The organism is Scytonema sp. NUACC21 (assembly GCF_054684315.1).
Genome location: NZ_BAAFZH010000109.1, coordinates 474,776 through 487,263 on the forward strand (window position 1 = coordinate 474,776; position 12,488 = coordinate 487,263).

General features: G+C 40.8%; 10 protein-coding genes. 6 read left to right on the forward strand and 4 right to left on the reverse strand.

Features of this window, described 5'->3' with window-relative positions:
• The first annotated feature begins 45 nt into the window (after window positions 1-45).
• A complete protein-coding gene (locus ACYRY3_RS44240; RefSeq protein ID WP_460208196.1) occupies window positions 46-690 on the forward strand; it encodes a TetR family transcriptional regulator in 645 nt (214 codons plus the stop codon).
• A 236-nt stretch (window positions 691-926) separates the two neighbouring features.
• Complete coding sequence (locus ACYRY3_RS44245; RefSeq protein WP_460208198.1) at window positions 927-1,508, forward strand: hypothetical protein; 582 nt, start codon at window positions 927-929, stop codon at window positions 1,506-1,508.
• 57 nt (window positions 1,509-1,565) lie between these two features.
• Here ACYRY3_RS44245 and ACYRY3_RS44250 read toward each other — a convergent pair whose 3' ends face one another.
• From ACYRY3_RS44250 to ACYRY3_RS44265, 4 genes are all read right to left on the reverse strand, one after another.
• Window positions 1,566-2,297 carry a PAS domain-containing protein gene (locus ACYRY3_RS44250; protein WP_460208199.1) on the reverse strand — a complete coding sequence of 244 codons (732 nt, stop codon included), beginning with the start codon at window positions 2,295-2,297 and terminating at the stop codon, window positions 1,566-1,568.
• Between the two features lie 367 nt (window positions 2,298-2,664).
• Window positions 2,665-3,708, reverse strand: a complete 1,044-nt coding sequence (locus ACYRY3_RS44255; protein WP_460208201.1) for a terpene synthase family protein — start codon at window positions 3,706-3,708, stop codon at window positions 2,665-2,667.
• 215 nt (window positions 3,709-3,923) lie between these two features.
• A complete protein-coding gene (locus ACYRY3_RS44260; protein WP_460208202.1) occupies window positions 3,924-5,339 on the reverse strand; it encodes a cytochrome P450 in 1,416 nt (471 codons plus the stop codon).
• Window positions 5,340-5,517: 178 nt separating this feature from the next.
• Window positions 5,518-6,627, reverse strand: a complete 1,110-nt coding sequence (locus tag ACYRY3_RS44265; protein ID WP_460208203.1) for an alkene reductase — start codon at window positions 6,625-6,627, stop codon at window positions 5,518-5,520.
• A 1,049-nt stretch (window positions 6,628-7,676) separates the two neighbouring features.
• On the opposite strand from ACYRY3_RS44265, the gene ACYRY3_RS44270 reads away from it, so the two are divergent.
• From ACYRY3_RS44270 to ACYRY3_RS44285, 4 genes are all read left to right on the forward strand, one after another.
• Window positions 7,677-8,267, forward strand: coding sequence for a TetR/AcrR family transcriptional regulator (locus ACYRY3_RS44270; RefSeq protein ID WP_460208204.1), 591 nt, complete (start codon window positions 7,677-7,679; stop codon window positions 8,265-8,267).
• A 240-nt stretch (window positions 8,268-8,507) separates the two neighbouring features.
• Window positions 8,508-8,906, forward strand: a complete 399-nt coding sequence (locus tag ACYRY3_RS44275; protein ID WP_460208205.1) for a carboxymuconolactone decarboxylase family protein — start codon at window positions 8,508-8,510, stop codon at window positions 8,904-8,906.
• A gap of 638 nt (window positions 8,907-9,544) precedes the next feature.
• Window positions 9,545-10,048 (forward strand): acyl-CoA thioesterase, encoded by a 504-nt coding sequence (locus tag ACYRY3_RS44280; protein ID WP_460208206.1) that lies wholly within the window; start codon window positions 9,545-9,547, stop codon window positions 10,046-10,048.
• Between the two features lie 567 nt (window positions 10,049-10,615).
• Complete coding sequence (locus tag ACYRY3_RS44285) at window positions 10,616-12,397, forward strand: fatty acyl-AMP ligase (protein ID WP_460208207.1); 1,782 nt, start codon at window positions 10,616-10,618, stop codon at window positions 12,395-12,397.
• Window positions 12,398-12,488 lie beyond the last annotated feature (91 nt).

Below are 12,488 nucleotides of genomic sequence, written 5' to 3' on the forward strand. Positions count from 1 at the left end.
TACTAACGTCCGGATTTGTTAAATCGACTTGAAGATATATAAAATATGTCCTGCAAAGTTTCATTCTTACGTCGCCTACCAAAGCAAAAGCGTAGCAAGCAAGGTGTTGACCGGATTCTGGATGCAGCAGCTGAAGTTTTTATGGAAGTTGGTTACGAAGCAGCAACAACTCATATGATAGCTGCTCGTGCTAAAACAGCGATTGGTTCACTCTATCAATTTTTTCCAGATAAATTAGCAATTTTCTCCGCCTTAGAGGTGTTGTATATTGAGCAAGGACGTGCATTAGGTAGATCTCTGTTTACAAAAGTTTCTGCTCAACTTTCTTTAGAACAATTCATTGAACAAATGCTTGACGGATATATCCAATTTTTGGAACGTCCTGTCCCAAGGATTATATTTATGCAATATTTTGCTAATCCAAAAATGTTTCGATGGGTGAACTCCAGTTTTACTCAAGAATTTGTCAAACCTTTGTCAAATGCACTAAAATTGTGGAATCCTGCCTTAACTTCTGAAAAATGCGACTTGTTAGCAAACGTCTGCATACAATGTTTTAATACTTTAATGTTTGTTGCCCTACAGAGTGAGGAACCCTACCGCCAAGAGCTTTTGAAGCAAATTCGAGATTTACTTACTTCTTACCTGCGTCCTTACGTTAGAGACGAAGATTTCATAAGAAAGTCATGAAATATTCACATTGTCAGTAAACCCACTTACTGTTGGGTATGGGTACAGTAGGCTTGCTTTAAGCAAGAAAGGTTAAAAAATTTAGGATAATATAAATATTGTGGTGTCCCTTAAAATATCTTTATAGTTAAGCCAAATGTTATAGTATAAAAGTTAATCCAACCATTATTTTGTAATTACTGTAGTCACTTGCGTTCTCATTTTTCGAGGAAGCTGTACTGACAACAACTACTCCAATGTCCAATCCTCAAAACTCAGTAAATCCAGAACAGATAGCAAAACTAGTAAAACAACTTGATTCAAAACGACAGTTACTTTTGATTAAAGAGCTGGCTGGTATGTTAAGCCCCGCTCTGTTGGAAGTTATGAAGCTCGAGGCTGAGCAGGCATTGATCGTCAATCAGCTTGACGGAACAGAAGATACCGAGGAACTAGATGAGCCATCCAGTAAACATTTTGAATTAAAAAAAATTAAGCATAAATATTATGCATATCTACGATGGCGAGAAGATGGACACCACAAATCTGAATACTTGGGACCAATGCCTTTGCTACCCGGTCATACGTATACACTGATCCATAAAAAAGACGGTAACAAAAAGATTTTAACGCCATTGGGCTTAGAAATGGAGTATGACCGGATTTACCTGAAGGTTCAAGTTTTAAATCCCATTCGTACCATTAAAAGCTACCCCTATCCAGAGTGCTTAAAGACTGTATTTAATAAAAAAGAGTGGAATATTCAAAAAGTAGTCTCTCCTTCTAGCTCAAAGGAAAAAACACTTGACACTAGCTGCTTCGATCCACAGAGGCTGTGACGCTTGATTTGCCTTATGCTGCCAGTGTGCTTGTACTTAGTGAAGCCTCAAGTAGAGCTAAGCTATGTTAAAACGTTTTTCACTTTGTTTTTCTGCTATTTCTACTGGCTTGTTCTCGTTTAAATCAATAAAAATAAAAACTACTCCTATTATTTGAGCGACTGAATTCTCAACGGGCAAAGCGTGAAGTTCAACTTCAATTAGTTCATCATTGTCAACACACATTTCTACCTGACCCAGCCAGGTATACCCATTAAGTATAAGGTTGCAAATTTCTTCTCCAGCTTCAGTAGCCCCAACCCAACTGAATAGACCTCCGGTGGCATTTAACTCGTCTATTGAGTACCTAAATAATGGTAAAAAAGCTTTGTTGATATCAGTGACAAAACCATCGGCATCTGTAACGCAAATTGCCTCACTGAGGTCTTCAACTGCCTTGCAAAAACACAAGAAAGATTCTTTTGCCTGTAATTGGTTGCTCAATTGAATTTGGAGTAGATTAATAGCGTATTCTAGCCTATTTGTCTGTCTAACCATCAAGAATTCCATCTCATGCAAGCACTGCTGAGTTTCGTGACTTACTTGAGGTGTTTGATTGTGGGAAAATTTTGATTTAGCCTTCTTATAAGGCATTAATTGTTTGAATAGTATAATTATACTAACTATATCAATTGCTGCCAACACACCTAACTCTATATTTCTAAGCTGATTAAGAGATAGAGTATCGCTGTTGATGCCCTGACCTATCCAACTGTAGATACACTGATACAAGATGCAATTCAATGGCATAGTTTTTACCCGCAGCGAGTTGTAACAAGTTAGAAAAAATAAGCCTGTGTTAGGAAGAAAGGCAGAAGTATCCTCGTCTACTATGCTGAAGGAAGATAAATTATGGTACAGACTTACTACTAACAGTGGTTCACAGAAGTTTTTGTCACAAAATTTGAGACATATTTTTATTCTACTAAATAAAAATATATTATTTACTTAAGATTCCATAAGTTTCTCTATTTTTTTTTTGTAGAAAAGCCTAATTGACTGGGTGGGAGTAAATGTTTACTGTTAGGGAAAGGCAGGGAAAGAGAAGTGCTCGCGGTCAGTAACTGCTGCCCTTGTTTTGGAAGTCCCTTCGTGTACCTCGCTTACCTAGACTCTGCTATATTATACGTGAATCGACAGGGGCTGTCTTCAAAATCTTCTCGAGATAACTTACTGTCTCAGCTTGTACTATGTTCTCTAAATGGTTATAGCGTTTGGTTTCACTTGACCAGTCAAGATTACCACGCATCCAGGATTTCATGCCAGCTAAATACTTTTGTAAATCCTGAGTATGCATGGGAAAGAGTTCCAGCACCTGTTGTTCCAGGTTCAAAAACCGTCGAACTTCTGTAGAGATTAGCTCGCTAACACAGTGGAGGGCTTCTTGCTGCGTGAAATGGCAATCATTTTGTAGCACTAACACTAGATTATGATGTTCGTTAAGAGATTTTTCTTTTTCCAAAGAGTAAATATCATTGCACCAGCATACTACATTACTTGTCGCTTCTAAAGTCTGCTGGAATACTTGACTGTTGTAAACATATAAGGGTAGATCAATATGCTCAACTATTTCGATCAAATCCAAACATATGTAAATGGCTCCTGTATGCCGCCTTTGTTTAATGTATAGAATCTTGTTTGGAATGATACCTTGAACGCGGTTTTGTGCTTCCCAGCAGGCAGAGGCAAAGCAATCACTAACATGACGAAAAAAGCGCTGACGCCAGATTGGTGTAGATTGTGAGAACGTTCGCTGACATAAATCAGTAAGTGATGCGATGGCGATGGAACTGCGTGCAAAAGGTGGCGAAAGACTAAAGGATGTGCCTGTGTAATCTAAGACACAGAGGAGTTCAGCCAAGACTTCCCGTACCTGCTCTAATTGTCTCCCGGCGGTTCCATCGTCCAACTGGTCATCAATAAGGAATAACCATGCCAACCAATCACTTACCAGGGCAAGATTGTCAAGGTCTGCACTTGGGTAAGTAGAAGCAGCAAACCAAGCAAAGTTGGCTTGCATAAAACGTTGTCGTGCAGAGAAAGATTGCACTAAACCGAAGTGTTGCACCCAGTTGTCCAAGTGCAGTTGGGCTGCTTCAAGGTAAGGATTGATTTGTGGTGTAAAAGGGCAGAAGATTGGAGGTATTATGATTGGCTCCATGATGTTCTATTGTAAGCTCGTAACAAGTTGCTTTAGGTCAGTAAATCGGTGAGAAAAAACCAAACTATGTAACGAAAAGTCAAATCCTTGTATTCGGCTCGTAGTTGTGCTAAAGCTGACGCTATGCGTTGCCGCAGGCTATGCCCGTAGGGTTGTACGCGAACAGCCTATGCATCGCAACTACAAACCAGTAATAATTATTTGCCCTGACTTACTTATGCTATGCATTTGCTTTTATCGCATCTGTGCTCTAATCTCATACGAACCCCATTCTTTGGATGCAACGAGATCAATGCCAATTTCTCTACTGGAGGATATCCAGAAGGCAGTACTAGACGATAGCGTTGTGCTATCGTCGAAAGGATCAATTGGATTTCTGTTAGTGCAAAATTGTTACCAATGCAGGTGCGAGGTCCACTGCCGAAGGGAATATAGGTGTAACGGGGACGCTTGGAAACTTGTTCGGGACAGAAACGCTCTGGATCAAACCGTTCAGGATGGTTCCAAAAATCTGGATGTCGGTGTAACGTATGGTGGTTTAAGAAAATGATAGCATTTGCAGGTATACGATACCCATTGATGTTATCCTCCTCTCGCGCTCGACGCATGGTTTGCCAAGCGGGTGAGTAAAGTCGTAGGGTTTCGTCAATGACCATTCGAGTGTAGGGGAGGTATGGAAGATCGTCTATCGTTGGGACGCGACCCGCCAGCACGGTATCGAGTTCAGTATGGAGACGCTGTTCCACATGATGATGTTGAGCCAGGAGATACCACACCCATGAAAGTGTGTTAGTTGTTGTTTCATATGCCCCCACCATTATGTTCAAGACCTCATGATGCAGTTGTTCGATGCTCATACCCTCTCCCGTCTCCTCATCAGAGGCGTGCATCAGCATGGAAAGCAAATCACTATAGTTTTCTTTGCTTTGAAGACGGTGGTGAATGACAAGGGAAACAAACTCATCTAAACTTCGTATTGCTGCCCATAGCCGACGATGAGACGGTGTCGGTACACTCAGGGGTGGGAATGGAAAACGAGCAAACGCACCAAGAATACTGTTTGCTTCTGTAAATGCCTGCTCGAATGTACGTGCTTTGTCACCAACGTCTACGCTAAAGAGAGATTTGTTCACTATCTGTAACGCGAGATTCCCCATCTCATCTGTTACATTGATAATCTGACCTCGATCTACTTTTTGTTCCCAACGTTGTAGCATTTCTAGGGTCTTGCTGGTCATGTTCTTCCCAAACTCAGCAATACTTTGACGATGGAAGGCTGGTTGCATAAGTCGGCGCTGTCTTCTCCAGCTTTCACCTCCAGGATTACCAATCAGACCATTTCTAAGAACTGGTCTGACCACCCGAAAAAGAAAAGCATCTTTGTCGTAGTTTTGATTGTTGTCTACCAAGACGTGCTTGAAATACTCAGGGTGGTTAATGACAATCATGGGTATTGTAAGTAGGCGAAACTGGACTATATCGCCGTACTGGTGAACGATTTTTGAGAGAAAACCTAAAGGATCGCGCTGAAAAGCGAAGGTACTGCCTAAAGGATTGTATGTGTGAACAGAGGGGATTGTTTTAAGTCCTGTACGGTCTATAAAACTCGTTCTGACAGTCGCAGATGGCATTATGAAGCTTCCTTTTGTAGTCTTCAAGGTGAGAGTAGGTTAAAAGTAGCGAAGACACTGTTGGCGAACTGCTGAAAACCTTAAATTGTAGTTGGGGCTATAGTTTGGTTCCCCATACCCTACCTCTGCTAGCAATTGCTCTACTTTGCTGCTAACAGTATCAGTATAGACAAATGCTTTAAATTGACAATACCTGCTCAAGGCTGGGATAATCAATGTAGCCAACCTCTCCTCCACCATAAAATGTTGAGGGGTCTGGCTTGTTTAATTGAGAATTCTTAGCAAAACGCTCGGGCAAGTCGGGATTAGCAATAAAGAGCCTGCCGTAGGATATCAGATCGGCATCCCCCTTGGCTAATGTGGTATCTCCTTTTGCGCGATCGTAGCCACCTCCTGAAATTAATGTTCCCTGGAATATTTTCCGAAAGTGACCAACCCGTAGACCACTTCCGTTGTCAAAAAAGGGAACACCATTTTCAATAATAGGTTCAACAATATGAAGATAAGCCACATCAAAATGATTGAGAGCATGAGCTATATAGTTAAATGTAGCTACAGGATCGGAGTCGTGCATATCGTTGTAAGTGCTATTGGGCGACAAACGAATACCTATCCGATTTCTACCCCAGATGCTTGTTACAGCTTCGGTTACTTCAAGCAAGAGTCGGGCACGATTCTCAATTGAACCTCCATATCGATCTGTTCGTTGATTAGAGTTATCTTGAATAAATTGATCTAACAAATAACCAGTTGCGCTATGAATCTCAATGCCATCAAATCCAGCATTCATAGCATTTTTAGCCGCCTGCCGAAATTGCTCCACAATTCCTGAAATGTCTTCTGTCTTTAAAGGATGGGGTGTTACAAAGGGTTGTAGACCCTCAGAAGTCATAATTTCACCTTTTGGTGCGATCGCAGAAGGAGCAACGGGTAATCCTCCATCTAATTGCAAAGATGGGTGAGAAATCCTTCCCGCATGCCAAAGTTGTAAAAATATGTGTCCTCCACGAGCATGGACAGCATCTGTAACGAGTCGCCAACAGGCAATTTGTTCTTCGGAATGAATACCAGGAGTGTTGGGATAACCAACTCCTTGAGGTGATACTTGTGTAGCTTCAGTAATTATTAGCCCTGCGGAAACTCGTTGAGCATAGTAGGTTGCGTTCAATAAGCCAGGAGTATTTCTAATGCCAGCTCGATTCCGGGTTAGTGGAGCCATCACAATTCGATTTGGTAATGTGTAAGGCCCAAGCTGTACTGGAGAGAAAAGATTGATGTTAGTTGTCATTAATAAGGATTGGAAGAAAGGATCGATCGAGTTGATAGGAAATCAAAAAAAGTTCTGCCAGTCATTTTTTGTATGTTACTTATAGTATGTGACAAGCAAAAAATGGTTTAGACCAATCGTTACAAGTTTGACAATACCCGCATTTCTGTAGAGTAGTCGTCATAATTCGGGATTATTGCAAAATACTAAACAATTTTGCAGTCAGGTTGTTTGTTCTTCTATCAAGAATCTTAATGAATTCTAAATATTTTGTCAGTTACTAACTAGTTATAATGCTTTGACTCTGTTGTTGACGAATTGCGATCGCATCTCTTGCGAGCCAAAAGCGCCTTTGCATTCCTAAAACCTTCGAGCCTAGCCTTCTACAGGTAAATTGAACGTCCAGATGAATTCGCTCTCCAAAATCATGCTTGACGCAATCGTTGTTTTCTTACCCGTTCCATTAACTGGTATTCTTCCGTTTTAATACCTATAGATTTGCATTTTAGTAAGTTTAGACTATTTGAATGGCGATTACCGACTTTTAGTCCAAACTCTAGTATAAAGTAGGAAATAGCGAAAAATATAACTTTCTAATAACTTTTACTAACTGACACAACTTAGATAAGATTTTATATTGAAACGTAATAAATAAATTATTTGCAATGACTCCCGTTGCAATACTACTTTGTTCAAGGAAAAGGGAGAAAAGAACAGCCTTAACCCAACCCCAATAAGCTTTTTGCAAAACAAGATTCTTGAAAATTCTTGTTGGCTCGGTATTGACTGTCGTTCCATTATAAGGTTATCCATGATCTCTGTGTTTCTCTCCTCTGCGTCCACTCTTGCCTCGGCGATTTTTAGCTTAGGTATTCTTCGGGTATCGAAAGGTGCCATCTTCAGTCTTCAAGCAGTGAATTTTTATAACCAAGTTTTGGTTATCAAGAAAATATTAAGTGTGATTAAGAATTTTAGGAGTTTGAGAAAGAGTAAATCTTTGACACGCGCCAATCTTAACTTAAATAAATTAAGTTAGGTTAATATAGAACTATGCATCTTTTTGTCTTGTTATGGGTCGTCCAGTCAAAGAAAAGACATTAACGCCAAAAGACATTGTCGAAGCAGCGATTGCCTGCCTTGAAGCTGAAGGTGAATCTGCACTTGGTGTCAATCGGGTTGCTCGTTCCTTGGGAATTCAGCCACCATCTATCTACAAGCATCTCAATGGCAATGCTGCGCTACGTCGAGCAGTGGCTTTGGAGATTTGGCAGCGGTTCATTGCTTTGTGCAAACAACGTACTGAAGGCATGGAAAATCCAAGAGCTTTGATTTACGCAATTGGTCATGCCATTCGGGAATTTGCACGTGTCCATCCTATATTACATACCGTGATGACACAAACTAAGTTCGAGTCAACTGACCCAGACTTCGATCGCATCGTTCAAGAAATGCTGGCATTTTACACGATGGCTCTCAAGTCATATGGGTTTGATCAAGACGACTTGATTGACGTGATTCGGATGCTTCACGCTGCATTCTATGGTTTTATCCAAGCGGAAAAGGCTGACATATTTACGCTACCACGGTCACTTGATACGAGTTATGAGCGAATGCTCAATACGTTAATCAATACCCTTGAAATTCAATTAGCTCAATTATGAAGTTTCATGAATTGGAGATGGCAGTGACTCATAAGGTATTAGATATCCTTTGGCTCATTGCTCTTGGTTCAAAATTAGGTGTGAAGTATCGTAGGGAACAGTCTTGAGGGAAGATGCTGCCAATTAATTAGATGATTAAATTTTCTAATGGAAAAGTTAGGGTAAAAAACTAATTAATGTCCCCTAACTTAAAGTTGCAGATGGTATACTAGTCTCTTAGATTGTCAGGGAATGTGCAATATGGAATATTCTGAACGCTACCAGCGAGGTTGGCAGACTGCGCTTCAAGTGTATGGAGTGTCTGAGCAGGAAGCTACTGTTTTGTTAAATCAGGCAGATGCTCTTTCACCGGATCTGAAAAAATGGTTAGTTGAATTTGCCTTTGGGGACGTATATTCAAGACCACATCTTGATTTGAAGCAGCGCCACCTTGTCACTCTGGGTGCGTTAGTAACCCTAGGGCATACAGAGTTGCAATTAAGCTTACAGATTAAAAACGCACTCAAGCTGGGTTTTTCTGAAGATGAAATTATTGAAACCATTTTGCAATGCGTCATTTGGGTCGGTTTTCCAAGAGTGGTAAACGCGATGGTGATTGCCAGACAAGTCTTTGAAAAAAGTAAAGTGCCATCCCCTTAGCATATCGCAAGTTGAAGAAGGCAGATTTGCTGGAGGCAAGGCATTTAGGGATTTTCACATCTTGTACCTTTGTCAATAAGACCTAAACAATCGGGTTTATAAACGATAAATTAAGCTTTTCTAGTGTCACCATTTTTAAATACCCGGTTTTTGACCTAGGTGCAAGATATAGCAGTTTTCCCGAGCGTGAATTACACCTAATTGTCAGGAAGGTCGCCGTGACCCTACGACTGTGGTTTAATTACCAGAAGATTGCTCTAATAATAAGTAAGTTGGCGCAAATACTGATTGCTAATTTGTAGTTGCGCTGTCTTCGCTGTGCGCGTAAAGCCCTGCAAGTATAACCTGCGGCAACCCGAAGCATCAGCCAAAGCGCAACTACGAGCCGAATGCAGAGATTCTACTTTTCGTTACATAGTTTGGTTTTTTGTCGCCAACTGACTTAGTGTTGAGCAAATATAGCGGTTTGCCAGTCAACAAAAAAGGCAGGAAGCAGCTTTGCTGAGGGCAGAAGGTGCAATTAGTGAAGGTTTGAACCCACCGCTAATTGAGAACCGCCCTCACGGCTTTGCCATGCCATCTCATATTGTCTCAAACAAGTCTCTTAAAATTGCAATAATTAGGATTCAAAATTGTTCATGCAACCTCAATACAAGCTAATTTCCGCTGTTCAAGAACTACCTCAAGCTACAAATGAGAATTGGTTTGAATATCCTGTTAAAGTTCAACCTCATCACACGGATTATGCTGGTATAGTTTGGCATGGTTCTTACCTTGCATGGATGGAAGAGGCTCGGGTAGAGTATTTATCTTCTATTGGAATAGATTGTGCCAATTTGAATGCCTTAAACTGTGATTTGCACGTTGTCGAACTATCAATTCGCTATCATCAACCTATGCGGATGGGGATGGTAGCTGTTGTCAAGACCCTTATGAAACCAAAATTACGTGGGGTAAGGCTTGATTGGAGTTATAAAATTTTGTCTTTGGAGGGAAGCAAGACTTACGTCACAGCACAGCTGACGGTATTGGCAGTCGATCGCGAAAAAGGAACAGTCATGAATCAGTTACCATCAGTCATGGAAGATGTATTGCAGGTTATTCGCGAACAGTTAAGGCAACTGCCCCCTGTAATCAAGTAGCTAACAGGCAAAGTTAAAAAAGGATGTGGGGTATAGGGTATCTCGGTAAGTATCCGTTCCGTTACCAAAAATTAAAAACTTTGTAAATTTGACAAGGAGGATTGACTAAAATGTGTAATATCTTTATAATTATTTTATAATAAAATTAAAGTTAAGTATTAACTTAGCATCCATGCTAAAGATACTCAAGACTCTACCTTCCAATAAATGAAGCCAAACTTTTTTAAGATGAGTTTCAGTAAAAGGTAGAGAGTGAGAAGTTATTACCCTTTTAGTTAATTTTTACTTGCGGTCATAGCAGATATTGCTGTGCTTCCTTTGTTCTATAACTGCCATAGCACGCATACTTGCTCACCACAAATTAGAGAGTTTTGAACAGATTTAGAGATACATAAGCCTAAAGCAGTGTTATACCTTAGAGTTAATACTCTAGACCTCTAAGACCAGTATTGGAGGGTGTGACTAAATGTCTTAGGCAACTAGCTTGTTGTGCGTATCGGGAATTCGAGTTCAAAAACGAACTTTTATGCACTTGATACAAGTGTTAACTGGAGTTACTGGACTGCAATGAATGAAAAAAGTTTTTCTACGTTAGTATCTGTCCTGCGGAACAGAAATCTAAACAGTGCTAATCAAGTTGCTTACACATTTTTACAAGATGGGGTAAAAGAAGCAGGGAGCCTGACTTATCAACAGTTAGATCGTCACGCAAGAGCGATCGCTGCCTATCTTCAATCCTTTAGTTCCATAGGCGAACGGGCTTTGTTACTCTACCCACCGGGGCTAGAATTCATTGCAGCTTTCTTTGGATGTCTATACGCTGGAGTTATAGCCGTTCCTGTTTATCCCCCTCAGCCCAATCGATCGATATCCAGGCTCCAAGCAATTGTTGCAGATGCCCAAGCAACTTTTGCCCTCACGACTACATCGGTCTTGACGAGCCTGAAAGATGAGTTTTCTTTAGGCTCAGATTTAAACAACTTAAACTGGTTAGCTACCGATGGAATTAACATTGACTTGGCCAATTCGTGGCAAGAACCAGTGCTGAGCAGTGATACCCTCGCTTTTCTCCAATATACGTCAGGTTCAACAGGGACACCAAAGGGAGTCATGGTAAGCCACGGCAATTTGCTACGCAATTGTTTGGACCTCGATTTGGGATGGCAGCATACTCCAGACAGCATTATCCTCACTTGGTTGCCTACTTTCCATGATATGGGGCTGATATACGGAGTTCTTGAGCCTTTGTACAAACAATGTCCTTGCTACATGATGCCACCCATGTCCTTTCTCAAAAAACCAGTGCGTTGGCTAGAAGCAATTTCTAAGTACAAAATTACTCATAGTGGTGCTCCTAACTTTGCCTATGAGCTTTGTTTGCGTAAGATTACGCCGGAACAAAGAGCAAATCTAAACCTGAGCAGCTGGCGCATGGCTTTAAATGGTGCAGAACCAATTAGAGCTTCTGTCCTTAAACGCTTTGCTGAAATATTCAAACCTTGTGGTTTTAATTTAACTGCCTTCTGTCCTGGTTATGGTCTTGCTGAAGCTACTTTAAAAGTAGCTGCTGTACGACAACAAGACACGCCAACTTTCTGCAATGTTCAGACAGATGCACTATTAGAGAATCGCGTAGAGGAGGTGAATTCACATGAACAGAAAGCGCAAATTTTAGTTGGGTGTGGACGTAGCGAAATTGACACTACAATCGTTATTGTTCATCCTGAATCCTTAACTAAATGTACATCTGCGGAAATTGGAGAGATTTGGGTATCAGGTTCTAGTGTTGCTCAAGGTTACTGGAAAAAACCTCAGGAGACAAAACACACTTTTCAAGCTTACTTAGCAGAGACAGGTGAAGGACCATTTTTGCGTACAGGCGATTTAGGATTCTTGAAAGATGGCGAGTTGTTCGTTACGGGACGACTTAAGGATGTAGTGATTATCTGGGGTCGCAATTATTATCCCCAAGATATTGAACTGACAGTAGAGAAAAGCCATCCGGCGTTACGACCTGGTTGTGGTGTAGCCTTTGCAGTAGAGATAGAGAACGAAGAGAAATTGGTAGTTGTTCAGGAGGTGGAACGAAGCTATCTGCAAAATCTAGATATGGATGAAGTCATTGGAAATATTCGTCAGGCAGTAGCAGCACAATACGATTTACCTATTTATGCCGTTGTATTAGTTAAGCCTGGAAGTGTTCCCAAAACTTCCAGTGGTAAACTTCAACGTCGCGAGTGTCAAGCTAAGTTTTTAAATGGAAATTTAGATCTGGTGATTCCCATGAATGCAAAGCAAAAATTCCCAAAAGAAGCAGTCTCGCAAAATGTTGGTATCAGTGGAGGCTGATTCCCTTAAAATCTGCGAACAACGAGCAGTTTTATAGTGGGTAACTTAAACTCACAAACAATAAAACTGACAACTAAGAAACGTTAACAAT

Bases quoted from the DNA above. Each gene is read 5' to 3' on its own strand.
- ACYRY3_RS44240 (WP_460208196.1), top strand. From the start codon at position 46: ATGTCCTGCAAAGTTTCATTCTTACGTCGCCTACCAAAGCAAAAGCGT.
- ACYRY3_RS44245 (WP_460208198.1), top strand. From the start codon at position 927: ATGTCCAATCCTCAAAACTCAGTAAATCCAGAACAGATAGCAAAACTA.
- ACYRY3_RS44250 (WP_460208199.1), bottom strand. From the start codon at position 2,297: ATGCCATTGAATTGCATCTTGTATCAGTGTATCTACAGTTGGATAGGT.
- ACYRY3_RS44255 (WP_460208201.1), bottom strand. From the start codon at position 3,708: ATGGAGCCAATCATAATACCTCCAATCTTCTGCCCTTTTACACCACAA.
- ACYRY3_RS44260 (WP_460208202.1), bottom strand. From the start codon at position 5,339: ATGCCATCTGCGACTGTCAGAACGAGTTTTATAGACCGTACAGGACTT.
- ACYRY3_RS44265 (WP_460208203.1), bottom strand. From the start codon at position 6,627: ATGACAACTAACATCAATCTTTTCTCTCCAGTACAGCTTGGGCCTTAC.
- ACYRY3_RS44270 (WP_460208204.1), top strand. From the start codon at position 7,677: ATGGGTCGTCCAGTCAAAGAAAAGACATTAACGCCAAAAGACATTGTC.
- ACYRY3_RS44275 (WP_460208205.1), top strand. From the start codon at position 8,508: ATGGAATATTCTGAACGCTACCAGCGAGGTTGGCAGACTGCGCTTCAA.
- ACYRY3_RS44280 (WP_460208206.1), top strand. From the start codon at position 9,545: ATGCAACCTCAATACAAGCTAATTTCCGCTGTTCAAGAACTACCTCAA.
- ACYRY3_RS44285 (WP_460208207.1), top strand. From the start codon at position 10,616: ATGAATGAAAAAAGTTTTTCTACGTTAGTATCTGTCCTGCGGAACAGA.